Source organism: Plantactinospora sp. GCM10030261 (assembly GCF_042666615.1).
In the GTDB taxonomy this organism is placed as follows: domain Bacteria; phylum Actinomycetota; class Actinomycetes; order Mycobacteriales; family Micromonosporaceae; genus KBS50.
Genome location: NZ_JBHTDD010000012.1, coordinates 90,478 through 113,143, shown reverse-complemented (window position 1 = coordinate 113,143; position 22,666 = coordinate 90,478). Strand labels below are relative to the sequence as shown.

Annotated in this window: 20 protein-coding genes; 13 read left to right on the top strand and 7 right to left on the bottom strand. The window is 71.7% G+C overall.

The features are described from left to right. Window positions 1–19: 19 nt before the first annotated feature. The 5 genes from ACFQUZ_RS16395 to ACFQUZ_RS16375 form a co-directional block, all read right to left on the bottom strand. On the bottom strand, window positions 20–1,240 hold the full coding sequence (locus ACFQUZ_RS16395; RefSeq protein ID WP_377442957.1) for an RNA polymerase sigma factor: 1,221 nt from the start codon (window positions 1,238–1,240) through the stop codon (window positions 20–22). Window positions 1,241–1,242: 2 nt separating this feature from the next. Further along, window positions 1,243–1,569, bottom strand: a complete 327-nt coding sequence (locus ACFQUZ_RS16390) for a YciI family protein (protein WP_377442955.1) — start codon at window positions 1,567–1,569, stop codon at window positions 1,243–1,245. 159 nt (window positions 1,570–1,728) lie between these two features. Beyond that, window positions 1,729–3,264, bottom strand: coding sequence for a hypothetical protein (locus ACFQUZ_RS16385; RefSeq protein ID WP_377442954.1), 1,536 nt, complete (start codon window positions 3,262–3,264; stop codon window positions 1,729–1,731). Between the two features lie 133 nt (window positions 3,265–3,397). Beyond that, the gene (locus ACFQUZ_RS16380; RefSeq protein WP_377442952.1) at window positions 3,398–3,904 is read right to left on the bottom strand and encodes a hypothetical protein; all 507 of its coding nucleotides are present in this window, start codon (window positions 3,902–3,904) and stop codon (window positions 3,398–3,400) included. A 198-nt stretch (window positions 3,905–4,102) separates the two neighbouring features. Further along, complete coding sequence (locus ACFQUZ_RS16375) at window positions 4,103–7,030, bottom strand: M36 family metallopeptidase (protein ID WP_377442950.1); 2,928 nt, start codon at window positions 7,028–7,030, stop codon at window positions 4,103–4,105. 191 nt (window positions 7,031–7,221) lie between these two features. Between ACFQUZ_RS16375 and ACFQUZ_RS16370 the strand changes: the two genes are divergently transcribed. From ACFQUZ_RS16370 to ACFQUZ_RS16340, 7 genes are all read left to right on the top strand, one after another. Further along, window positions 7,222–7,557 (top strand): WXG100 family type VII secretion target, encoded by a 336-nt coding sequence (locus tag ACFQUZ_RS16370; RefSeq protein WP_377442948.1) that lies wholly within the window; start codon window positions 7,222–7,224, stop codon window positions 7,555–7,557. 18 nt (window positions 7,558–7,575) lie between these two features. Further along, the gene (locus ACFQUZ_RS16365; RefSeq protein WP_377442946.1) at window positions 7,576–7,869 is read left to right on the top strand and encodes a WXG100 family type VII secretion target; all 294 of its coding nucleotides are present in this window, start codon (window positions 7,576–7,578) and stop codon (window positions 7,867–7,869) included. A gap of 77 nt (window positions 7,870–7,946) precedes the next feature. Further along, a complete protein-coding gene (locus ACFQUZ_RS16360; RefSeq protein ID WP_377442944.1) occupies window positions 7,947–9,281 on the top strand; it encodes a nucleic acid/nucleotide deaminase domain-containing protein in 1,335 nt (444 codons plus the stop codon). Further along, complete coding sequence (locus tag ACFQUZ_RS16355; protein ID WP_377442943.1) at window positions 9,278–9,793, top strand: SUKH-4 family immunity protein; 516 nt, start codon at window positions 9,278–9,280, stop codon at window positions 9,791–9,793. Before ACFQUZ_RS16360 ends, ACFQUZ_RS16355 begins: the two co-directional genes overlap by 4 nt. A 19-nt stretch (window positions 9,794–9,812) precedes the next feature. Then, a complete protein-coding gene (locus ACFQUZ_RS16350; protein WP_377442941.1) occupies window positions 9,813–10,106 on the top strand; it encodes a hypothetical protein in 294 nt (97 codons plus the stop codon). 3 nt (window positions 10,107–10,109) lie between these two features. After that, a complete protein-coding gene (locus ACFQUZ_RS16345) occupies window positions 10,110–10,805 on the top strand; it encodes a hypothetical protein (RefSeq protein ID WP_377442939.1) in 696 nt (231 codons plus the stop codon). Then, window positions 10,798–11,157 (top strand): hypothetical protein, encoded by a 360-nt coding sequence (locus ACFQUZ_RS16340; protein ID WP_377442938.1) that lies wholly within the window; start codon window positions 10,798–10,800, stop codon window positions 11,155–11,157. The genes ACFQUZ_RS16345 and ACFQUZ_RS16340 overlap by 8 nt, the downstream gene beginning before the upstream one ends. On the opposite strand, the gene eccD is transcribed toward ACFQUZ_RS16340, so the two are convergent. Further along, window positions 11,064–12,383 carry a type VII secretion integral membrane protein EccD gene (gene eccD, locus ACFQUZ_RS16335; protein ID WP_377442936.1) on the bottom strand — a complete coding sequence of 440 codons (1,320 nt, stop codon included), beginning with the start codon at window positions 12,381–12,383 and terminating at the stop codon, window positions 11,064–11,066. The genes ACFQUZ_RS16340 and eccD overlap by 94 nt on opposite strands. 117 nt (window positions 12,384–12,500) lie before the next feature. Between eccD and eccCa the strand changes: the two genes are divergently transcribed. After that, window positions 12,501–16,535, top strand: coding sequence for a type VII secretion protein EccCa (gene eccCa, locus ACFQUZ_RS16330; protein ID WP_377442934.1), 4,035 nt, complete (start codon window positions 12,501–12,503; stop codon window positions 16,533–16,535). Between the two features lie 12 nt (window positions 16,536–16,547). On the opposite strand, the gene ACFQUZ_RS16325 is transcribed toward eccCa, so the two are convergent. After that, entirely contained in the window at window positions 16,548–17,495 is a 948-nt protein-coding gene (locus tag ACFQUZ_RS16325; RefSeq protein ID WP_377442933.1) for a MinD/ParA family protein, read from the bottom strand. A gap of 198 nt (window positions 17,496–17,693) precedes the next feature. Here ACFQUZ_RS16325 and paaI point away from each other — a divergent pair, with 198 nt between their 5' ends. The 5 genes from paaI to ACFQUZ_RS16300 all read left to right on the top strand — a co-directional run bounded on the left by paaI (window position 17,694) and on the right by ACFQUZ_RS16300 (window position 22,635). After that, window positions 17,694–18,140 carry a hydroxyphenylacetyl-CoA thioesterase PaaI gene (paaI, locus tag ACFQUZ_RS16320; RefSeq protein ID WP_377442931.1) on the top strand — a complete coding sequence of 149 codons (447 nt, stop codon included), beginning with the start codon at window positions 17,694–17,696 and terminating at the stop codon, window positions 18,138–18,140. Next, the gene (locus tag ACFQUZ_RS16315) at window positions 18,137–19,159 is read left to right on the top strand and encodes a RimK family alpha-L-glutamate ligase (RefSeq protein ID WP_377442929.1); all 1,023 of its coding nucleotides are present in this window, start codon (window positions 18,137–18,139) and stop codon (window positions 19,157–19,159) included. The genes paaI and ACFQUZ_RS16315 overlap by 4 nt, the downstream gene beginning before the upstream one ends. A gap of 4 nt (window positions 19,160–19,163) precedes the next feature. Continuing rightward, window positions 19,164–20,384 (top strand): AMP-binding protein, encoded by a 1,221-nt coding sequence (locus ACFQUZ_RS16310; protein WP_377442927.1) that lies wholly within the window; start codon window positions 19,164–19,166, stop codon window positions 20,382–20,384. 114 nt (window positions 20,385–20,498) lie between these two features. Then, window positions 20,499–21,794 carry an MFS transporter gene (locus tag ACFQUZ_RS16305; RefSeq protein WP_377442925.1) on the top strand — a complete coding sequence of 432 codons (1,296 nt, stop codon included), beginning with the start codon at window positions 20,499–20,501 and terminating at the stop codon, window positions 21,792–21,794. After that, a complete protein-coding gene (locus ACFQUZ_RS16300; protein ID WP_377442923.1) occupies window positions 21,781–22,635 on the top strand; it encodes an SDR family NAD(P)-dependent oxidoreductase in 855 nt (284 codons plus the stop codon). The genes ACFQUZ_RS16305 and ACFQUZ_RS16300 overlap by 14 nt, the downstream gene beginning before the upstream one ends. Window positions 22,636–22,666 lie beyond the last annotated feature (31 nt).

The following is a 22,666-nucleotide window of genomic DNA, read 5'->3' as shown; positions in this document are numbered from 1 at the left end:
GTGAGCATGGCGGGGCGGTTCATCGTCCGACAAGCTGGTCGCGGCGCCGGATGAGGTATGCCGTCTCCGCCGTGTTCCCGGCCAGTTCGATGGCCCGCTCGTACGCCATCCTCGACGCTTCGCTTCGGCCCAGCCTGCGCAGCAGTTCGGCGCGGGTGGCGTGGTAGGCGTGGTAGCCCTCGAGCGGCAGGCGGTCCACCTCCGCCAGCGCGACCTCTGGGCCGTCGATCTCGGCGACCGCGACCGCCCGATTGAGCCGCACGATCGGGGAAGGGTCGAGACGGGCCAGGTGGTCGTAGAGCGCGACGACCTGTGACCAGTCGGTGTCACGGACGTCACGGGCGTCGGTGTGCACCGCGTTTATCGCGGCGAGTAGCTGGTAACGCCCCGGCGCCTCGCCGGAGGCGAGACGTCGACGAACCAGGGCGTGGCCCTCGGCGATCAGTTCGCGGTCCCACGCGCCGCGGTCCTGTTCGCCAAGGGTGACGAGTTCACCGCCCGCCGACACCCGCGCGGCGCGGCGGGCCTCGGTCAGGAGCATCAGCGCCAGCAGCCCGGTGACCTCGCCGTCCGCCGGCATCAGGGCACTGACCAGCCGGGTCAGCCGGATCGCCTCGGCGGTGAGGTCGCCGCGGACCGCCTCCTTCTCGGGGTTCGAGGAGAGGTAGCCCTCATTGAAGATCAGGTAGAGGACGGCGAGCACCCCGGTGACCCGGGCCGGGAGGTCCTCGCGCAGCGGGACCCGGTAGGGGATCCTCGCAGCCCTGATCTTCACCTTGGCGCGGGTGATCCGCCGGCTCACGGCGGCCTCCTGGACCAGGAAGGCGCGGGCGATCTCGGGAACGGTGAGCCCGCCGACCATTCGCAGGGTGAGGGCGATCCGTGCCTCCATCGCCAGCGCGGGGTGGCAGCAGGTGAAGACGAGGCGGAGCCGGTCGTCGTCGATGGCGCCGAGCGGCTCAGTGGTGTCGGACAGCATCAGCGCCTCCTGGTGCTTCTCCTCGCGCCTGGCCTCGCGCCGGAGCCGGTCGATGGCCTTACGGTGGGCGGTGGTGGTGAGCCACGCGCCGGGTTTCGGAGGGACGCCGTCGACCGGCCAGCGCTCGACGGCGGTCGCGAACGCTTCCGCGGTCATCTCCTCGGCGATGTCGAGGTCCCCGATGCGCCTGGCGAGGGTCGCCACCACCCGGGCCCATTCCTGGCGGTGGACCCGGGTGATCACCTCGTCGACGTCGGCCATCGTTACCGGAACGGCCGGAGTTCGATCCTGCGGTTGCAGTGCTTCGACGCCTGGCCGGCCAGCCGCAACGCCACGTCGAGATCGGGGGCCTCGATGATCCAGAGGCCGGCGATGTGCTCTTTCGATTCCAGGTAGGGCCCGTCGGTGAACACGGCCTCCCCGTCCCGACTGTCGACGACCGTGGCGGTGCCGGGTGACGCGAGTCCGCCGGCGAAAAGCCAGTGACCGTCGGCCCTGAGGCGCTCGTTGAAGGCGTCGATCGCGGCCATCTCGCCGTCGGTGGCCAGGTCGGTAGCGTCGTGGAGAACGGACATCAGGTACTGCGCCATCGGGATCGCCTCCTGTCGTCGTGTCGCGGCCCGGTGGGCCGCCGTCAATCCCTGCTACGAACGTTGGTGGCCCGATCCGACACGCTCCCGGGATTATTTCTCCAAGGGTGCGACCTCCCGGAACGGGGACCGACGCTGGTCCCCCGTCGGCCCGGGGGGTTATGACGTCTCCCGCAGTCCGGGCAGGTCGTCGGCCACTGTCGCGAGGGCCGACAGTTCGTCGCGACGAGCCTGCGGAGTGCTGCCGAAGAGGTCGGTCTCCACGCTCGCCCGGGCGCGCGCGTCGGCGATCGCCACGGCTCGAACCGCGACCGGGGCACCGGCGAGACGGGCCACCCGGCGCGTCACGCCCGCACCGTACTGCTCGTCCTCGGCGGCTCGGGCGGCGCGAGCGATGGTTCCTGACTCCGACCGCCACAACCCGGAGGCCTCGTCGACGAGGGTGTCCCCGGGTGCCATGCCGCGGGCGGTGAGGAGCGCGGCGCCCAGCACCGGTGCGTCGTCGTAGCCGGTCCCCGCGAGGGTCCACACCGCGTGCCGGGCAACCCGCCAGGCGACCAGGTGGTCGGGCCAGCGCTCCGTTCGAAGCGTGCCAGCGTAGCGCCGGGTGACCTCGTCGAGGACGGCGGCCAGCCTGGGTCGGGCGGGTGGCGGGATCAGTTCGCCGATATCGAGGGCGAGGCCGTCACCGATGGGAGGGCGCATTCCCAGCCGCCAGCCGGGAGGCAGCGGATATAGACGACAAGAATCAATGTGTGAGTCGACAGGGGAGAGCCACAGGTCGACCGCGTCCACCGTCCGGCCCGCCCGATCGACGATCCAGCCCGGTTCCCGGTAGGCGACCGCCTGCCGGTCTCCGGGCACGCTGATCGGCGGCTCGTGCCGGTGGATCTTCTCGGGCGGAACGTCCCACCGCACCACGTAGACCAGTTCCCGGGCCCTGACGACGTACCCGGGGTCGCCGTCGACGCTCATCCGGTACGAGCCGAACCTCGGGAACCTGTCCCGCGCGAGGAGGGCGATCGCTTCGGGTGGGCTGCCGATGGGGGGCGGTGGTGGGGGTGGTGGTGCGCCGGCAACGGGTGGGGCGGCCGGCAGTAGGTCGGCCGGGATTCCCGCCGCCAGCGTCGCCACCTGTCGTTTGTCGAACGCCCGAACGGCGAAGGGGCGGCGGACGAGATCCCGGGAGATCTCACCCGCGAGGTGCCGTTCGATGATGACCGCGGCCCGCAGCAGCGGTGGCAGCGCGGCGAGGTGCCGCAGGTACGGAATCTCGCCGTCCTCAACCGTGCTGTCGTACCGCCGCCCGCTGGCCGGCACCATGGCCAGCACCATTGCCGCAGGCCAGGTCAGCGGTGCTGGACGGGCGGCCAGCGGGGCCCTGGAGCCGAGCAGCGCGGGGTCGAACCACGGCAGCGCGACGACGGAGGCGAGGAACTCCGGGTCGGTGGGCGCGTGCGTGGCCAACCGGGTGGCGGCGGCGACGCCGATCCCCAGGAAGGTCTCGTGTGGATCCCGGATGCCGCCCGGTTCCGCGTACCAGGGTGCGGTGGGCTGTCCGGCTGGCGTGCTGGAGAGCAGGTCGAGCACGGTCTCCTCGAACCTGTCCCGCTCCGTGCGCGGCACCGCCTCGACCACGCCGGCCCGGACACCCGCCCAGGCGGATTCGAGCAGTTCGCGGGCGGCGCTCTTCACCGCGGCGCCGTTCCGACGCTGAACGCGGTCGGGTCCGCCCCGTCGTTCACGTGTACCTCCCGCTGCGTCGCGGCCGTTCGAGAGCGTATCGGGCCACCGCCGGGCGGCGGCGCCTGATCGCGGCCGGCCGCGATCAGGCGCGGGTCAGGGTCCGGAACCTCGGCCCGGCGTACCGTTCGAGGGCGGCCCGCACCAGCTCGGGTGGTTCCACCAACTCCTCCAGGGTGATGAGGCGGTGGCCCCGGCGACCGTCGGGGCCGGGGAAGCGGGGCTTCCGCCGTGTCGGCACCCGGTCCGGTAACCACAGCACCAGGACGTGGTCCGTGGCGTGGGGCAGTGCCACCGTCTCGAGGGTCACGGCGTCGACGTCCGTCCAGGGTCCCTCGAAGTCGCAGGTACCGGCGTGGACCACGGCGCCGGCGTGGTCGAGAACGAGACGGAACCGGCGCCGGGTGCAGAGGTACAGGTAGAACCCGATGAGAAGGAAGAACCCGCCGGACACGCAGAGTAGTAGCGACACGACTGTCGCTCGGCCGCCGACCAGGGCGAACAACCCGCCCAGGAGCAGGCTCGCCGTGCCGTAGCCGGAGCCGATGTAGGCCAGCTTGCGACCGTTGCGGTCGTTTCGGTGCAGTTCCATCGCGTCCTCGGGCTGGATTCGGTGGGCGGCACGAGTGCTGCGCCGAAGCTGCGACGCGGTCCCGACGGCCCGCTTCGGGCGACCGTCGGCGGTGCCACGTCACGCTCAGCATAGAACCCGACACCCTGCGCGACAACGACCCGACGTGGCGGGGCGGGCGGGCCGACCTCGGCCCACCCGCCCCGCAGACGGCGGACGCTAGTACGAGAACGCCTGGAACTCGGCTATGCGAACGTTGTTCGCCTGGACGCTGGCAGTGCTGCAGTCGGTGTTGGCCCGCGGGTCGTTGTCCTGTTCACCCGCGTACGCCGGGGCGCCGGTGCACTGGTTGGTCACCACCTCGACGCGCAGGTGGGTGGCGCTCGTACGCGGAATGTCGAACGACCGAATGATCAGCTCCGGCGCTCGTGGCCGGGGCTTGCCGGACGGGAACGCGTCGGCCGGACTGGTGTAGACGTGCCGGAAGTCCTTGCCGTCGGCGCAGGTCACTCCCTTCGAGGCGGTGCACGCCAGCACCTTGAACTGGCGTAGTGCGGAGAACCGGTTCTGGCTGGCGCCGTCCGGGTCGCCGGAGATCGGCGGCCGCAGCATCGCGCTGACCTGAACCCGGCGTACCTGCTGGCTCCCACCGGCCAGGTCGACGGTGACCTGCTTGCCGGCCACCGGACTGCCCAGCGAGGCCCAGTTGGTCGCCTCGTCGTCGTCGGCGATCTTGTCGAGGTTGACCCCGTCGCCGCTGACCGTCGCGCCGGAGGCGGTGGAGGCCAGGTTGCGCAGCATCACCATCGGCAGCGGCCGGAACTGCCCGGCCCTGACCGTGACCGGACCGCTGCGGATCAGGCCGAGCCCCGGCGCGCGGGCCACGAACTCGTACGTGCCGGGCACCAGCTTGACCGTGCCCGTCAGCGGGGTGGCCGACGACGTGTCCGCGACCGGCACCGCCCGGGCCTGGTACCGGCCCACGAACAGTTCGGCGTCCGGCACGAAGCCGCGGTCACCCAGCGGGAGGAACCACACGGTCGCTTCCTTGGCGTGCGGCGAGGCGAAGCTGGGTGTCGGGTTGGCGTCGGTGTGACCGGTGCTGGCAGCGGCCTCGCCGAGGCCACGCCTGGCGAACGCGTTCCACAGCAGATCCTGGTTCGCCCCGCCGAACCGCACCTGGTCGGCGGCGAGCAGCGCGTCTCGGGCGTCCACCATGCTCACCTGGCTGACCGACATGAGCAGGAACGAGTCGAACACGAGCTGGATCCAGCGGCGGTTGCCCGGGCAGGCGGTGACCGGCGTGGTGCCGTTGGCGCAGGACTTCTGCAGCGCCGCGTTACCGGCCCCGTACCGCTGCATCATCGCGGCACGGATGTCGAAGTTGGTGGCGCTCCACAGCTCGCCGGAGGCGTGCACCTGGAGCCCGACGAAGTCGTAGTCGACGCTGCTGTAGTTGAGCGGGCTGACGCTCATGTTGTAGTTGCGGATGCCGGCGACCTTGTCGCCCGTGGCGTACTCACCGATGGTGACGCCCTGGCGGCCCGGCGCGGCGTACCCGTGCTCGTACAGGTACTCGATGGCCAGCAGGTCCGACCAGCTCTCGCTCATGCCCTGCGGTGAGCTGAGCCCGGCGTCCGGACCGGCGATCATGCGGTTGGTGATGGCGTGGCCGTACTCGTGGGCGATCACGGACATGTCGTAGTCACCGTCCACGCACGGGGCGTAGAAGGAGCCGGCGATCGGCTGCCACAGGTACATGTTGGTGATGGGGGCGATGCCGTCACCGAAGGTGATCTGGTTGGCGTTGTCCCGCGCCTCGAATCCGGGTGGGCCGCCGCTGACGCCGCCGGCCTGGGCGTTGCCCTGTTCCGGGTCGCCGCCGAGACCGCCGCGGCCGAAGTTGTCCCGCTGCATGTTCCAGGTGGCCTCGGTGAAGCCCAGGTGATACGACCAGTCGTGCATCCGGTTGTGCATGCCGAACAGGTTCGCCCGTGCCGCGTCGATGTCGTTGCGCTGTGGTGAATCGAAGACGGCCGGGTCACACTTGTGCTCGTGCCACTGGTTGGTCCAGGGGTAGCTGTAGTTCCGGTCCGCCCGCGGCGTCGCCGTCTCGGTGCCGACGCTGAACGCGTCGTTGCTGTGCCAGTTGTGCACGCCGATGGCGTTATTGCCGTTCGTGGTCTGGGTGGACGTCCCCGTCGCCGGGTCGACGTCCCAGGGGGCCGGTGAGGCCGGCGTGCCGACCACCTCGTCGCAGCCGGGCGCGGGGGCGAAGCACCACCGGGACCGGGTGTCGACCGAGGAGTAGTCGGTCCGTGGCGAGCTGGGGAAGACGTCCCACTGCGGGTTGTCCGCGTGGGCGTCGACCAGGTTCTCGCGGACCAGGACGGTGCCGTCCCGCGCGTCCACGTAGGTCGAGTAGGCGGCCGGGTCGTCGCCACTGAGGTCGGCGCCGAGCACCACCTCGTACGCGGCCCGGGCGCCCCGGTCCGGGGTGGGGACGGCCACCAGTCGGGTGCGGATGACCTTCGCCCCGGCTCGTTGGGCATCGGCGAGCGCGGCCCGTTCGGCGTCCGCGGCGGACAGGGTCGCGGGTTCCGGGGGTACGGCGTCCCGCGCGAGCGAGGAGCTGACGTGCCAGACCGACCCGTCGCGGATGCCGACGGCCATGGTGCCGTCCACGGCGGCGGGCAGGTCCCCGAACTTCTGCCGGAACAGCACCGTCGCGCCGGCACCCATCGGCGCCACGGTCAGCACCTCCAGCGCGTCGACCGCACGGGTGGTCAGGCCCAGCAGTTCCCGATTGGCGTCGATGTAGGCCCGCGCGCCGCGGACCGGGTCCTTCGGGAGGCCGGTGGCGAGTGGCCGGCCGGTCGAGGCGAGCGTCGAGGGCGTGCCGAGGCTGGTCCACCGGGTTCGCGCGCCGACCGCGGCGGCGCGTTCCCGCTGCCCGGCCGTGGGCGCGAGCCGGCCCGTCCGGTTGTCCTTGGTCTTGCTTGTCGAGTCGTCGATCCGCAACTCGCCGGGCGGTGCCTGGTCCGGTGTCCCGGGTGCTGCCTGCCCGCCGGATCCGGCGACGAGCACGAGTGCGGCCGCCATCAGGATGGCGGCGGTCCCCGCGGACGCACGGGATGGTGTGCGCACGGTCCCTCCTTTGTCGATCGGCAAATACCGGTCCCTGGCATCCGAACAGCAACCTTCGGCCGGGGGCACTGGCCGAACATCCAAAAATCCTCACATCCCCATGTCTGGATGTATGGGGGCGGGATGAACCGCCTCGACATGTTGTCCGTATGTGGTTCCATGAGCACCGGTCGTGACGTAGGGAGGCGTCGATGGGTACCAAATTTTCGATCACGGACAACGCGGTCAACCAGCACTCGTCGAACCTGGACCAGTCGGTGGCGGCGCTGAACACACAGGCACGGGCGTTCCTCGCGGCCATCGAGCCGCTGCCCGGCGTGTGGAAGGGTGCGGCGTTCCAGTCGTGGGACCAGTTGACCCAGCGGTGGAACCAGGCGATGGCTGACCTCAACAAGTCCCTCACGGATATCAAGCAGCGGGTGGGATCGGCCGGTCAGTTGTACGACACGTACCACTCGGAGCAGACGAGCCAGTTGCAGCAGACGATGGGGTCGGCCAACTGGGACAGCGCGAAGTTCCGCGGCTGACGGGGAGGGTGTGCGGTCATGTCGGATGTGTTCAGTTACGACGAGTCGACGGCTGGTTCGGCGCAGGGGGACATCGCCTCCGTGGCCAACGGCGTACAGGCGAGCCTGGATGACCTGTCGAACTTCGTCTCCCGGGTCAAGTCCAACTGGGACGGCGACGAGATGGAGATCTATCACGGCATCCAGGCCCAGTGGGACGGCGCCGCGGCGACTGTGAAACAGATCCTGGACTCGGTCAAGCAGGCGCTGGGCCAGACGACCACGTCGGTGCAGGAGATGCGCGGCCAGGTCCGCGGCACGCTGCAGGGCTGAGCGACGAGGCGGACGCCGGCCGGGTCAGGCGCAGCCGACCCGGCCGGTGGTGAGACACGCGGACACGGAGGCGGGCGATGGCGGAGTTTCCGGCGGGGTTGTTCCGGGTCGAGGGTGATGCGGGGTCGATCCGGGCGTCGGCGGGGCGGTGGTCGGGGTTCGGCTCGGCGGCGGTGGAGGCGGCGGGGCAGATCACCGGGTTGGACACGGGTGGGTTCGTGGGTCCGGAGGGGGATGAGTTCCGGGCGGGGTTGAACCGGGACATGCCGCGGCATTTGCGGATTACGGGGGATGCGTACGCGAAGGTGGCGGGTGGGTTGACGACCTTCGCGGGGGTGTTGGAGTCGGTGCAGGAGCGGATGGGGCCGGTGGCGGCGCGGGCGCCGGGGTTGTGGGAGGCGGTGCGGGCGGCGCGGGGTCGGGTGGAGCGGGCGGCGGAGGCGGACGCGGCGCATGAGCGGGAGGTGGCGGATCGGCCGGCGGGTGCGGCCGGGCCGGATTCGTATCGGTCGGATGGTGCGGCGGCGGGGGTGGCGTTGGCGCGGGCGCAGCGGGAGTGGGACGCGTGTGTGGCGCAGGCGAACGGGTTGCGGGGAGAGCATGCGGCGGCGGTGCGGGACTGTGTGCGGGTCATCAACGAGGCGAAGGGGATGCGGTTCACCGAGAACCCGAAGTGGTGGGATCTGAAGGGTCAGTTCACCAATTTCGTGCGGGACAACAAGGAACTGCTGAAGAAGTTGTCCGGCGCGTTGAAGATCGTGTCGTTGGTGGCGGGGTTGTTGTCGTTCATTCCGGTGCTGGCGCCGGTGATGGTCCCGTTGGCGATCGGTACGGCGTTGGCGGCCTCGGCGATCGATCTGTCGGTGTATTACGCGACGGGTGAGGGCAGCCTGAAGACGATCCTGATCGATGTGGGGTTGAACCTGCTACCCGGGGTGGGAAAGCTGGCCCGGCTCGGCATGGGCGCGATGCGCGGCGGACAGGTGGCGTACGGCACCGGGAAGCTGGGCAAGGCGGTGCTGGCCGCGCGCCGCAACCTGCCCGATCCGCAGAGCATGCGCAACGGCGCGATCTTCGAGTACGTCAGCAACGGCAAGCGGGTGCTCAGTGACGTCAGGTGGAGCCGGCTCGGAACACACTCGGAGCGGGTCATCTGGAAGGAACTGGAGGCCCTGGGTGTCAAGCCCGCGGACGTCAGGCGAATCTACTCCGAGTTGGAGCCGTGCATAATCCCGACCGAGGCCGCCGGCTGCAAACGGTTCATCGAGAAAACCTTCCCCAACGCCAAGGTGACCTGGAGTTTCGAGTACGGTGACGCCGCCTCCCGGGCCCGCGGCAACGAGGCTCGAAAGGCTCTCTTCGATAAGCTGTTCGGCGGCGCGGGTGCCAAGACGTCAGGAGCGGGTACGTGAGTGTGAACCACGACGAGGTCGTCGCCATGTGGGGCAGTTCGCAGGTGCGCGTCTTTCCGCTGGAGCACCTCGAAGGTCTCGGAGTGCCGACGGACGCGCACCGGCTGCTCGGCGAGGTCGGGCTCCCCACCGAGGCGGGGTTCCTCTTCGCCGCCGCCCCGCTCACCGCCACGACGCTGCCCGGACTCGGTCCCGCCGTGGCGTTCGGGTCGGGATGGAACGGCGAGTACGACATCTGCGTGCGCGGTGCCGACGCACGGATCTACGCCTCGCACCGGGCGGAGCGAGAGGTGACCCTGGTCAACACCAGGGCCGACTTCTTCATCGAGTTCCTGCTCCGCGCGGCCGGACTGCACCAGCTCTACGACGGCGCCGAGGAGGGTCTGGTGGATCAGCGGGTGTACCTGGACACCGTGGACGAGACGCTCGGCGGGCTGCGTTCCCTCGATCCGGAGGCGCTCGTCGACGGTGCCTGGTGGACGGGCGTGCTCGACGACTTCAAGTTGGTTTGACCGGATCGGAGGTGGTCCCGTGACCTACGTTCAGTACCCGTACGCGACGTTGATCAGCCTGGGGCAGAACCTGACGCACCTCAGCGAACGGCTCCAGGAGAGCAGCCGGGGCGCGGTGGACTGTGCCGGCCTCGCCGATGACCAGGCCGACATCCAGAACGCGATCGAGGGCTTCCGCGACGAATGGAAGACCAGCCTGCTCGAACTGACAAACAACATCGGCAAGTGGGGCGGGTTGTCCCAGGCCATCGGCAAGCTGGTCGCCGAGTTCGACACGCAGGTCGCCGAGGCGCTGCGCCCGAGTGAGGGGTGACGCATGAGCGACGCACCGGTGCTCGATCCGCTGCCGGCCGACGATCTGGCGCTCAATCCGAACGCTCCACACCCGCCGTTCGAGTGGCTGATCGGCGTCCCGAACGACTGGGCGGTGCTGGACACCAACCCGGGATCCTGGCAGCGCAACGCCGAACGCCTGGTGGACGACCGGTTCGCGGGGCGCAGACTGCGGGCCGCCGAGCGGCGGGAGGTGCTCGGCTTCGTCGAGCAGTTGGTGGCCGACTGCCAACGCGCCGGCGCCGCGCTCAGCATGATCCAGCTCGGCCGGCTGTCGACCGGCGGTGTCGGCAGCGCCGGCCTGCACCTCGGTTGGTTCGACGCCGCGCCGGAGCCGGCTGGGCTGCGGCTCGCCCGGGAGGCACTGCCCAGCACCGGAACCGTGGAGGAGGTGGAGACACCGCAGGGACCGGCGCTGCTGCACCGGGACACCGCCTCCACCGTGCCGCCCGGCGCGTCGACCCGGGTGCGGTCCGCCGTGTTCCAACTGTTCCTGCCGCTGACCGGCACGACGTGGACGGCGGTGTTGAGCGCCGCCACGCCGCATCCCGAGATGGAGCCGGTGCTCGCCGACCTCATCGTGGCGGTGGCCCGCAGCATCACGCTGTCCACCGACACCGACACCGACACCGACACCGACACCGACGAGATCGGCGAGTCGGCGGTCCGGGATGGCTGACAGCAAGGACAAGGTGGTGGTCCAGGCGCACGGCCTGCGAACCACCACCGCGCTCGCGGCGCTGTTGCACGGTTCCCGGCGCGGCCCGCGCGAGCTACGCCGCCCGTACGCGGCGATCATCGCGAGCCTGGTGATCGGCGCCCTGCTCCTGGTCGGGGTCTGGGCGGTGAGCACGATCGCGGACCTGCTTGCCGAGCAGCGACGCCAACGGGCGTTGCCTGAGGTGGCGGTGGTACGCGTGGAACCGGACAGGCTGGATCAGCGAAGTGCCCAGTCGAAGCCGCCGAACACGGCGATCACCAGCGGCACGAGTGCCACCACGGCCAGCATCTCAAGCATGTCGAGCAGCTGACGCAGGCGCGCCGCGGCGACCTCGTCCATCCGTGCCCGTCCGGCCCCGACCAGCACACCGACCAGCAGCAGCGCGCCGACGGCGGCCATCAGGGCCGCGCCGTCCCCGGTCGACGCCAGCTGCCATGGCCCGAGGGTCACGCCGACCGCGGCCACCGTCACCGGCGGCAGCAGCATCGGCACGACCTGCCAGGTGCGGGTGAACAAGCGGGCGCGCAGGGCGAACACCACGCCCAACACGAGGGCCAGCGCGCCGGCCGGTCCCTGGCCGGACGCGGCGAGCACAGCACACGTGCAGCACGCGAGCACGGCGACACCGAGCAGCGCACCGGTCAGCACGCCCTGGCCCCGGCGCACCGCCGCGCCCACGTCGTCGCGGGCCACCCACCTGCCGTCCTCCTGTTCCCGGATCAGGCGGACCAGGCCGGACGAGCCGAGCGCCGCCTGCTGCGCCAGGCCGACCGCGAAGACCAGGACCACCGCGCCGACGGCGGCCACCCGCTCCGGAGCCAAACCGCCCGCGAACAGACCGGTGGCCAGCGCGCCCAGCGTCGCGACCGGAACTCCGGCGGCGACCAGCGGCGACCATCGGGGGCCGGCCAACGCGAACGCCGTCGCCCCCGCGCCGGCACCGGCGAGGGCGGCGGCCAGCGCGGCCGGTCGACCCCATCCGGCCGCGGCGACCGCCGTGCCGGCGACCACCAACCACGCGGGCACCGCGGCGCCGATCAGCCACGCTCCTCCGGTCCCGACGAGCCACCGACCGAGCAGGACCGCGACGGTCGCCACCACGGCGAGCCCGAGCGCCACGGTGGCCGTCGGCGGCAGGACGCCGAACACCCCGGTGAGGACGAGGACCACCACCCCGGCCAACCCGGCGCAGCCGGCCTCCCGGGACCGGCCGGTCCATTCGCTGCCGTCGCCGTCCAACCGGGACTCCACCTCGTCGACCACGTCGTCGACCACCGGCGGCAGCGGGGCCGCCTCGGGAGGGGAGAGAAACACCGTGTCGGCGTCGGCGATGCCGCACTCGTCAAGTGTCCGCCGAGGGTCGAGGGTGCCCGCGGAGACGGTGGACAACGTCCACCGGCCCGTCGTCTGTGGCGGCATCGACAGCAGGTCGCAGACCTGCGGTAGGTACTCCAGCACCGGCCGGGTCGCCGGGAGGCTCAGATCCACGCCACGCCCGTCCGCGACCACGGTCACCCGAGTGAATCGGTTGGCCATCACGCTCCGTTCCGGGATGGTTCGCACCGGTGTCGATCGGTACTACTCTAAGTCTTCGCGGCGCTGTCGAGGACCCGACGTCGGTCGGATCATCCTCGTCCGGGGAGGGACGGCACAGTGACTCAACGGGTGGTCCACCGGCCGGCCCGGGCGGCCGCCCCGCGGGAGCCGGAGTCGGCGCCGCTGGAGGTGGTGGCGCCGCCGGCGGTTCCGGACGGCGGCGGTGGTCTGGCCAGCGTCATGCAGGTGTTCCTGCCCATCATGGGTGGCGCCGGGATGGTGTTGATGATGGTGGCCAACCAGAATCCGATCATGATGGTGGCGGGCCTGGGCATGCTGGCGGCCACCGTGCTCGGCGGCATCGGGGCCTTCGTCGCCCAGCGGACCGGCGCGGCCCGCCGGTTCACCCAGCAGCGCCGCCGCTACCTGGACTACATCGACCGGGTACGCGAGCAGCTGCGGGCGGCGGCGGAGGCGCAACGGGTCGCGGCGCTACACCGGCACCCGGATCCGGGAGTGCTGCCGGATGTGCTTCGCGACCCGCACCGGCGCTGGGAGCGTCGGCTTTCCGACCCGGACTTCCTGGTGTTGCGGGTGGGGCGGGGTCCGGACCGGTTGTGGCGCCCGGTCCGGCTGAGCGAGGGCGACAACCCGCTGGTGGAGCTGGACCCCATCACTCTGGCCGCCGCTCGGTTGACCGTCGAGCGCTACCGGGTTCTCGATCAACTGCCGCTCGCCGTGCCGGTGACCGGAACGGTCTCGGTGGTCGGCGCGCCGGCGGACACCCGGAACGTGGTCCGGGCCATGGTCGCCCAACTGGTCACCCTGCACGCGCCGGATGACGTCCGGCTGGCCTGGCTGCTGGGTCCGTCGGCGGACCCGGAGTTCGGCTGGATCAAGTGGCTGCCGCACTGCCTGCACCCCAGCGAGTTCGACGGTCCGGCGCCCCGGCGGCTGGTCGCCGCCGACCAGGCCGGACTGGCCGGCCTCCTCGCCGACGAGTTCAACCAGCGGGCGACCCAGGTCGGCCAGGCCCGCCGGATGGGCAGTCCGCGGCATCACTACCGCGGGGATCGCCTGGTCATCGTGGCCGACCACGCTTCCGCGGGGGCGGCGGATCCGCTGGCGCATCTGGAGGACGACCTGACGGCGGCGGAACTCGGCATCGCGGTGGTGGTGCTGGTGCCGGACCGGCGGGACGAGCCGTCGCACGTGGACGTCCGGGTCACCTGCGCCGCCGGTCGGGTCACCGTGGAGGACCTGCGGCCGGTAGCCGACCTGCGGGGAGACGAGGAGCGGGCCCGGCGAGCCCGGATCGGCGGAGCGACTGACGGTACGCCGGACCCGGTGTCGCTGGCCGAGATCGAGGCACTCGCCCGGCAGGTGTCCCCGCTGCGGCTGGTGCCCGATGCCGTGCGGGACGCGCCGCTCGAGGCCACGGTGGACCTCCGGAGCCTGCTCGGCATCGAGGACGAGGCGACCTACGACGTACCGGCCGGATGGGCGCCCCGGCTGCTGCCGGACTTCCTCACCGCGCCGTTCGGGGTCGGTCCGGCCGGCAACGCGATCGAGCTGGACATCAAGGAGTCCGCCCAGCACGGGATGGGCCCGCACGGGCTCTGCGTCGGGGCCACCGGGTCGGGCAAGTCCGAGGTGCTGCGCACCATCGTGCTCACCCTGGTGATGACCCACCCGCCGGACCGGCTGGGTCTGGTTCTCGTCGACTACAAGGGCGGCGCCACCTTCGCCGGGCTGGAACACCTACCCCACACCGCGGCGATGATCTCCAACCTGTCCGACGACGCGGGCCTCGTCGACCGGCTGCGCGACGCGTTGCAGGGGGAGATGAAGCGCCGCCAGCAGATCCTGCTGGACGCCGGGCAGCTCGCCAACATCACCGAGTACAACCGCCGCCGGGACGCCGGGCAGCCGCTGCCGCCGCTGCCGAACCTCTTCGTGGTGATCGACGAGTTCAGCGAGCTGCTCACCGCGAAGCCGGACTTCATCGAGCTGTTCATCGCCATCGGGCGGATCGGCCGGTCCATCGGCATCCACCAGCTGCTCGCCTCGCAACGGCTGGAAGAGGGGCGGCTGCGCGGCCTCGAGTCGTTCCTGTCGTACCGGCTGGGCCTGCGAACGTTCAACGAGCAGGAGAGCCGCACGGTGCTCGGCGTGCCGGACGCCTACCGGCTGCCACCCCTGCCCGGATCGGGCTACCTCAAAGTGGACACGACGGTCTTCGAGCGGTTCAAGGCCGCCTACGTCTCCGGGCCGTACCGGCCACCGGCGGGCGGGGAAGTGGCCGAGGCGGCACCGCTGCCCACCGAGTTTCCCATGCGCGAATCCGCCCGCCACCCGGTCGCGACCGCCACCGAGGGCCCGGAGCCGGACGCGGCGGCGGCACCCACCGCGCCGTCCACGCTGGACGTGGTGGTGCGCCGGCTGCGCGAGCACGGGCGGCGGACCCGGCAGATCTGGCTGCCGCCGTTGCCGTCCGCCGTGCCGCTCGACTCGATCACCGGTCCGGTCGAACTCGATCCGGCGTACGGGTTGACGGTCACCGGGGTGGAGCAGCGCGGCGCGCTACGCATACCGGTCGGCCTGCTGGACCGGCCCACCGAGCAGCGGCAAGAACCGTTCGTGCTGGACCTGGCCGGCGGCGCCGGGCACGTCTGTGTGCTCGGCGCGCCGCAGACCGGCAAGTCCACCCTGCTGCGTACGTTGATCGCCGGCGCGGCGCTCACCCACACCCCGCACGACATCGCGTTCTACTGCGTCGACTTCGGCGGTGGCGCGCTGGCCGCGCTGGCCGACCTGCCGCACGTGGGCGGGGTGGCCGGCCGGCTCGACCCGGACCGGGTCCGCCGCACGGTGGCCGAGGTCGGCACACTGCTCACCGAGCGGGAGCAGTTGTTCGCCGCCCGCGGCATCGACTCGATCGAGTCGATGCGCCGGATGCACCGGGAGGGCCGGCTGCCCGAGCTGGCCGCCGCGGATGTCGTGCTGGTCGTCGACAACTATCCGGTGCTCAAGACCGACTTCGAGGACCTCGCCGAGATCGTGCAGGACATCGGCGCCCGCGGCCTCGGTTTCGCCGTGCATCTGGTGCTGACCGCCGGGCGGTGGGCCGACCTGCGGCTGCAACTGCAGGCCGTGATCGGTGCCCGGGTCGAGCTGCGGCTCAACGATCCGCTGGACTCGACGATCAAACGCTCGGCCGCCGAGAACCTGCGCGCCGACACGCCCGGGCGGTGTCTCACCCAGGAGGAGCTGACGGCACACGTCGCGCTGCCCCGCATCGACGGTAGCGACGATCCACGTACCCTGCAGAAGGGCCTGGACGACCTGGTGCAACGGGTGGCGGCCGGCTGGAGCGGCCCGCGGGCCCCGGCCATCCGGATGCTGCCGACCCGGGTCGAGTACGCCGCGGTGGCCGCGCACGCGCCGGCCGACGGCCGGGTGCGGCTGGGCCTGGACGAGGCGGAACTGCGATCCACCGTGCTGGACCTGTTCGGCGCTGATCAGCACCTGCTGGTCTTCGGTGACTCGGCCAGCGGCAAGACCTCCCTGCTGCGGCTGCTGGTGCACGACCTGACCAGCCAGTTTACCGACGAGCAGGTGGTCTTCGCGGTGATCGACCAGCGGCGCACCCTGCTCGACGTGGTGCCCGAGCCGTATCTGGGCGCGTACGCGGGCACCGCGCCGGCCGCGCAGGGACTGGTCAACGGGGTGTGCGGCGAGTTGCGCAACCGGCTCCCGCCAGACGACGTGACAATCGAGCAACTACGCAACCGGTCCTGGTGGAAGGGGCCGGAGGTGGTGGTGCTCTGCGACGACTACGACCTGCTGCCGACCGGCGGCGCCGGACCGCTGGCGCCGTTCCTGGAGTTCCTGTCCCAGTCCCGGGACCTGGGCTTCCACCTGGTCGTCGCGCGACGCAGCGGCGGTGCCGGACGGGCCATGCACGAACCGGTGCCGCAGCGGATGCGCGAGGTGGGGTGCGCCGGTCTGCTGCTGTCCGGCGAGCGGCAGGAGGGGCAGCTGTGGCCGCAGGCCTTCCTGTCCATCCAGCCGCCCGGCCGCGGCCGACTGATCAGGCGCGGCCGACGGCCCACCCTGATCCAACTGGCCTATGTCGAACCGGCGGATTAGCGTTCGGCGTCCTCAGCGGACCGGACCGATGGTCAAGGCGGTCGCGACGGTGGCGGCCAGTTCCCGGGCACAGCGGCGGGTCTCTAGACCGACCAGGTGCCAGGCCAGTGGCCCCGAGCGGGCCAGCGCCCGGTCGTAGGGGATCGTCACGACCGGTACCCTGACCGCCTCGTGGGCGGACCGCCGCTGTGCCGCGGCGCTGCCGCCGTCGCGCCGAACATCCACGATGGCACAGCTGATCCGGCCGGCCGACGAGCGCCCGGTGGACCGGACCAGCCAACCGATGCCCTGCCGCAGCCAGTCGAGGCTGTGCGGGTCGGGCGTCCCGACCACCACGACGTGGTCCGCGGTCGTGACGATCTCCCAGGTGGCGGGCGAGGCGGCGCCCTTCGGGGTGTCGACGACAAGCAATGGAAACCACCGCCGCAGCCGGGGCAGCGTCGCGGCGTACTCGCCCGGCCGGGTGAACGGGGCGGGTCCGGCGCCCGGATCACCAGCGAGCAGCAACGGACCGGTCTGCGTGACGGTCAGTTGCCGGCGCAACCAGCGGTGCCCCGGTCGGATCGGCATCCCGGGCGCCGGCGTCCGGATGCCCAGCGCGAGCAGCACCTCGGCGGCGGTGCCACCCGGACGGCCGCCGAGCCGGTGGAACAGCCCGCCGGCCGGATCGGCGTCCACCGCGAGGGCGCGCGGTCCGCGCAGGTCGGCACAGATCCGGGCGAGCAGCGCTGTCACGGTGCTGCCGCCGGTGTGCGGCGTGAAGCCGAGCACCGCGATGTGGCCGCGACGGAGCTGGCCGGCCAGGAGTTCGTCCTGCCGCCGGATCCGACGCAACCGGGCGGTCAGCCGTGGATCGACGGCCGCCCCGACGGCCCGGAGCAGGCTCGGGGCTCCCGGGGCGCGGCCGGTGGCCGGGCTGGCCGGCCCGGTCGCCCGGTCCCGCTGGTCCGTCGTGCTCATCGACAGTCACCATGCCCTGCCCCGGGCGTCGCGTCAACGGCCACCGGGCACGGGCGAGCGGCACTCCCATGGGTCGGGCGCCGTCAACGGTCACCGGGCGCGGGTGGGTGGCCGATCCGCACCGGATCCGCATCGTATCTGTGGCGAACGATGTGACGATCCACGTGCCGCCGGACCCCTCGAACAGGTGACGCACAGATGACTGATCAGGACAGCCCAGACCCGGCCTGCCGGGCGCTCGGTATCGCCATCGAGGAGCGGGCCCCCGGGCGGGCTCGGGTCCGGATGCGGGTGACCCCGACGATGGTCAACCTGCACGGCCTCGCCCACGGCGGATACCTCTTCCTGCTGGCCGACGCCGCGTTCGCGTACGCGTCGAACGCGCCGCGGGGGCCGGTCACCGTCGCCCAGGGCGCCCAGGTGACCTTCCTGCGGCCGGTCCGGATGGGGGAGGAACTGATCGCGGAGGCGGCGGTCCGGGCCCGGTCCGGCCCGAGCGGCCTCTACGACGTCACGGTACGCCGGCCCGGTGGGGAGGTGGTGGCCGAGTTCCGTGGCCACAGCGTCGCGTTGGCGCGCCGCCCACCCTCGGTCGTCGAGGAGGCCCGCGTGCCGGATCACTGTGACCACGGAGGAGCAGCATGACCGATACCGACAACACCGGCCCGTTGCGCCGGATCTGCTGGGTGTTTCCCGACCGCGAGTCGACCCGTCAGGCGGCGCTGTGGCGCGGCGTGTTCTGGACGGCGTACGAGCGGGTGGCCGCGGAGTTGGGGATGGCCTTCACCAGTCACGCCCCGGACGCGGTCGCGGTGGACGCGTTGGATCCCGGGGATCCTCGGGTCTTCGTCGACGGTGAACGGGTCACCCCCGCCGACACCGTGTTCATCACCGCGCTCTACTCGCTGCCGTACCAGGGAATGGACGTGTTCAACCAGTACGCGGTCTACGCCGTCTTGGAGAACTCGGGTTTCTACCTGCCGGCGCCACCCCGACTGTCCGGTGTGGTCAACGACAAACTGGCGACGTACCGGTATCTCGCGGACGCGCCGATCCCGCCGATCCCCACGATCCGCATCGGTTGCGGCCGGGACGTGCACCACCGGCTGTACGAGCCGGTGCTGGAGCGGCTGACCTTCCCGGCGATCGTCAAGCCGGCCGGGTGGGCGTCCGGCTGGGGGATCTGCGTCGCCCGTGACGTGGAGGACCTGCGCGGCCTGGTCAGCCTGGCCCAGGGCGGCGAGACGACGCTTGTCTGCCAGCCCTACCTGGGCGCCGGCACCAGCGACTACCGGGTCTATGTGGTGGACGGTGAACCGCGCGCGGTACTGCGGCGCAGTCCGCGTGGCGACTCGCCGGTCTCCAGCGGCAGCCGTGGCGGCACCATGGGCTACGTGCCGATGCCGGCGGAGCTGGCGGACGCCGTCGGCTACTTCGCCGACCGCCTGCGCATCCCGTACTTCTGCGCCGACTTCCTGCACGACGGCACCCGGTTCTGGTTCTCCGAGATCGAGACCGATGGTGCCATCGCCCCCGACGGCGGCGGCGAGACGGCGATCCAGTACTCGATCATCAGGGCCCGGTTCGAGGCGTACCGGGGGGCCCACGCCACCTGGCTGTCCGACCGGCCGGTGGTGTCCGAACCGACGCGAGCAGGGAGCTGACCCGATGGCCGAATTTCTCGTACCGGAACTGGATCCCGCCGGGCTGGACCGGGTGCGCCGGTTGCTGGCGGATCTGCGTACGGTGCCCGAGCTGACCGAGCGGTACGCCGGCGCGGGCGCCGTACGAGGGCTCGCCGACCTCGCCGGCGTACCGGTGATGACGAAGGACGACCTGCAGGTGGCGTTGCGGCACCTGCGCCCGCGCGCCGCCGACGGCGCCACCTGGGTGTTCCAGAGCGGCGGCAGCACCGGCGCGCCACAGCTCGGTTACGCGCCCACCGGCCTCTACATGCGGGAGGTCCACGACCACTGGCGGCCGTTGGACCGTGACGACGTGTTCGTCAACGGGTGGAGTGCCGGCAAGATGTGGGGGGCGCACTTCCTGGTCAACGCCTACCTGGACCACGTCGGTTGCACCGCGATGAACCTGGGCGCGCTGGCCGCGACCGAGTACGACCCGTGGCTGGACTTCTTCGCCGCCCAGCGGGTGACCGGAATCGGCGGCACCCCGAGCGTGTTGGCGCTGCTGTTCCGGCACGCCAGCGACGCCGGGGTGAAGCTGCCCGACCTGCGGACGGTGCTCTGGCTGGGCGAGGCGTGGGACCCGCGGCTGGACGACGACCTGCGCGCGGTCGCCCCGGACGCCCGCCGCTGGGGGATGTTCGGCAGCACCGAGACCTGGGTGGTGGCCACCAACACACCGGACTGCGCCGCCGACACCTGGCATCCGCTCCCGTCCCAGCTCGTCTGTGTTGACGACGACGAGTTCCTCGACTTCACCGCACTGAACCCGACCGGCCTCAACCCGGTGCTGCGGTACCGCACCGGCGACGCGGGTCGGTTCGTGGGCTGTTCCTGTGGTCGTCCCGGCCGGGCGGTCCGGGTGTTGGGTCGGCGGGACGGGCTGGTGAAGTTCCGTGGTCACCTGGTGAACGTCGCGGACCTTGTCGACGACGTGTGCGCGCGACCGGGGGTGGCCCGGGCGCAGCTCGTCGTCACCGAGTACGCCGACCGGGGTGGTTTGCTGGAGGTGCTGGTACAGCCGCGGCGGGACGCCGCGCCGGATCTCGCCGACCGGGTCCGGTCGCACCTGCTCGGCTCCGGGTTCGGGCCGAGCATCGTCTTCCAGCGGAACCCGGACGCGTTGTCGGTCACCGTGGTGGACCGGTTGGTCGCCAACGAGCGGACGGGAAAGGTCGCGAACCTGATCCGGCGCGCCCGGTGAGCGCGAGGAACTTAGCGCAGCGGAGTCCCGCAGTCGCGAACGGACGGTGGGTCTAGTGAGCGCGAGGAACGTAGTGCAGCGGAGTCCCGCGGTCGCGATCGAACGGTGGGTCTGGTGAACGGCTCGGCGGCGGCCCTTGCGGCCAGGTCGGACAGCCGGCTGGGTCGGCAGTTCGGGCTGCTCTGGGCGGGGCAGACGGTCAGCAACGTCGGGGACCGGATCACGCTGTTCGTCATCCCCACCCTGATGATCTTCGCGATGGGGGCGTCGGCCTTTCAGGTGGGCCTGATCAGCATGGCGCAGTACCTGGCCATCCCGGTGCTCAGCCTGGTCGCCGGGGTGTTGGCGGACCGGTGGGACCTGCGTCGCATGCTTATCGCCTGCGACCTGGTCCGGTTCGTGGCCATCGCGGCCATCCCGGTGGCGTACTGGCAGGGTTTCCTCTCCGTCCCGCTGCTCTTCTGCTGCGTCGTGGTGATCAGCGCCGCGACCGTCTTCTTCAACATCGGGTACGTGCCGACACTTACCGTGATCGTGCCGCGCACCGAACTGGTCCGGGCCAACTCGCGGCTGGAGACCAGCCGGATGGCGGCGGAGGTCGGCGGTCCGGCCATCGGCAGCGGGCTCTACCGGGGGCTCGGCGTGGCGGCGCTGGTTGTCGACGCGGCCACCTATCTGTTCTCGGCGGTCTGCCTGCTGGCGATGCGACCGACCGGGGCCAAGCCGGCGCGCACCGAAGGGCTCCGGGTCAGGCTCATGGTAGGCATCCGGCAGAACTGGCGGGACCCGGTCCTGCGCCGGTGCACGGCGGGGACCCTGCTGGCCAACATCGGCGGACCGATCTTCGTCACCCAGTTGCCCGTGCTCGCGTACCAGGGACTCGGCCTGTCGGTGGGTGCCTTCGGCACGATCATGACGGTGGCCGCGGTGGGCGCGGTGATCGGTGCCCTGGTGGCCCCGGCCGTCAGCCGCCGGCTGGGCCCGGCCCGGGTGATGTCCTGGGCGATGCCGTTGCATTCGCTGTGTGGCCTGGGCATCCTGCTCACGGCGGTCGCACCCGCGGTGGTGGTGCTGGCCGCGACGCTCACCTCGTACCTGTTCTTCTTCGCCTGGTACAACATCTGCAGCCAGTCGGTGCGGCAGGCCCGGATGCCGGTGGCCGACCAGGCCGTCATCTACGCGGCCTACCGGACCGTCACCTGGGGCGTCATCCCGGTCAGCGCGTTCCTCGGCGGCGTCGTGGTGTCGCTGCTCGCCGCGCACGTCGACATCCGGACCGCGGTGACCGCCACGATGATCGGTGGCACGGTGATCGGGCTGTCCGCCTACCTGCCGTTGGCGCCGGTGCAGCCGATGCTGGACCGGGCCGCGGCCGAGGAGCGGGAGGGGACCGCCGATGGCCGCCCCTGAGGGTCGTACGGTGCTGGTCACCGGGGCGTCGTCGGGCATCGGGCGGGCCACGGCCCTGGCCGCCGCCCGCGCCGGCTTCGTCACCGTCGGTACGGTCCGCGATCCGGCGGACGCGGCGTCGCTGCGCGCGGCCGCCGACGGGGTACGGCTCGACGTCCGGCGGCTCGACGTCACCGACCCCGATTCGGTGGCGAACTGTGTGGCCGGCGTGGTGCGGACCCATGGCCGGCTCGACGCGCTTGTCAACAACGCCGGCATCGCCAATGCCGGGCACACCCTGGAACGCAACGACATGGCGGTCATCCGGGCCAACATGGAGGTGAACTTCTTCGGGGTGGTGTCGATGAGTCGTGCGGCCCTGCCGCACCTGCGGTTCGCCCGGGGGCGGCTGGTGACCATCAGCAGCGTCCGGGGCGTGATCGGTCAGCCGTTCAACGAGGCGTACTCGGCGGCGAAGTTCGCGGTCGAGGGGTTCATGGAGGGGCTGGCCCCGGTCGCCGCCGAGGTCGGCGTCACGGTGTCGGTGATCGAACCGGCGGCAGTACTGGACAGCGCCTTCGTGGCCAACGCCCGGATCGACCCGGCGGAGCTGCTGGCGACCGCCGGACCGTACGCGACCGCCTTCCGCGCCTACCGTGACTACGTGCGCTCCGGCGCGGTGGCCGGAGCGCAGACCTCGGCGGAGGTCGCCGAGGTGGTGCTGCGGGTGCTGACCGAGGAGCGCCCGGCGTTCCGGATCCAGACCAGCGCGTGGGCGCGGGAGTACGTGTCGCGCAAGCTGGCCGACCCGGACGGTGCCGCGGTGCAGGCACTCACCCGGTCCTGGGTGCGCGCCGACTGACCACGGCGGCGGCGCCGGCCACGGCCCGCCT

What these genes read in the sequence shown, in the direction of transcription:
- ACFQUZ_RS16380 (WP_377442952.1), bottom strand. Translation starts at nt 3,904, where the DNA reads ATGGAACTGCACCGAAACGACCGCAACGGTCGCAAGCTGGCCTACATC.
- ACFQUZ_RS16325 (WP_377442933.1), bottom strand. Translation starts at nt 17,495, where the DNA reads ATGAGCACGACGGACCAGCGGGACCGGGCGACCGGGCCGGCCAGCCCG.
- eccD (WP_377442936.1), bottom strand. Translation starts at nt 12,383, where the DNA reads ATGGCCAACCGATTCACTCGGGTGACCGTGGTCGCGGACGGGCGTGGC.
- ACFQUZ_RS16340 (WP_377442938.1), top strand. Translation starts at nt 10,798, where the DNA reads ATGGCTGACAGCAAGGACAAGGTGGTGGTCCAGGCGCACGGCCTGCGA.
- paaI (WP_377442931.1), top strand. Translation starts at nt 17,694, where the DNA reads ATGACTGATCAGGACAGCCCAGACCCGGCCTGCCGGGCGCTCGGTATC.
- ACFQUZ_RS16365 (WP_377442946.1), top strand. Translation starts at nt 7,576, where the DNA reads ATGTCGGATGTGTTCAGTTACGACGAGTCGACGGCTGGTTCGGCGCAG.
- ACFQUZ_RS16300 (WP_377442923.1), top strand. Translation starts at nt 21,781, where the DNA reads ATGGCCGCCCCTGAGGGTCGTACGGTGCTGGTCACCGGGGCGTCGTCG.
- ACFQUZ_RS16315 (WP_377442929.1), top strand. Translation starts at nt 18,137, where the DNA reads ATGACCGATACCGACAACACCGGCCCGTTGCGCCGGATCTGCTGGGTG.
- ACFQUZ_RS16395 (WP_377442957.1), bottom strand. Translation starts at nt 1,240, where the DNA reads ATGGCCGACGTCGACGAGGTGATCACCCGGGTCCACCGCCAGGAATGG.
- ACFQUZ_RS16345 (WP_377442939.1), top strand. Translation starts at nt 10,110, where the DNA reads ATGAGCGACGCACCGGTGCTCGATCCGCTGCCGGCCGACGATCTGGCG.
- ACFQUZ_RS16360 (WP_377442944.1), top strand. Translation starts at nt 7,947, where the DNA reads ATGGCGGAGTTTCCGGCGGGGTTGTTCCGGGTCGAGGGTGATGCGGGG.
- ACFQUZ_RS16390 (WP_377442955.1), bottom strand. Translation starts at nt 1,569, where the DNA reads ATGGCGCAGTACCTGATGTCCGTTCTCCACGACGCTACCGACCTGGCC.
- ACFQUZ_RS16370 (WP_377442948.1), top strand. Translation starts at nt 7,222, where the DNA reads ATGGGTACCAAATTTTCGATCACGGACAACGCGGTCAACCAGCACTCG.
- ACFQUZ_RS16310 (WP_377442927.1), top strand. Translation starts at nt 19,164, where the DNA reads ATGGCCGAATTTCTCGTACCGGAACTGGATCCCGCCGGGCTGGACCGG.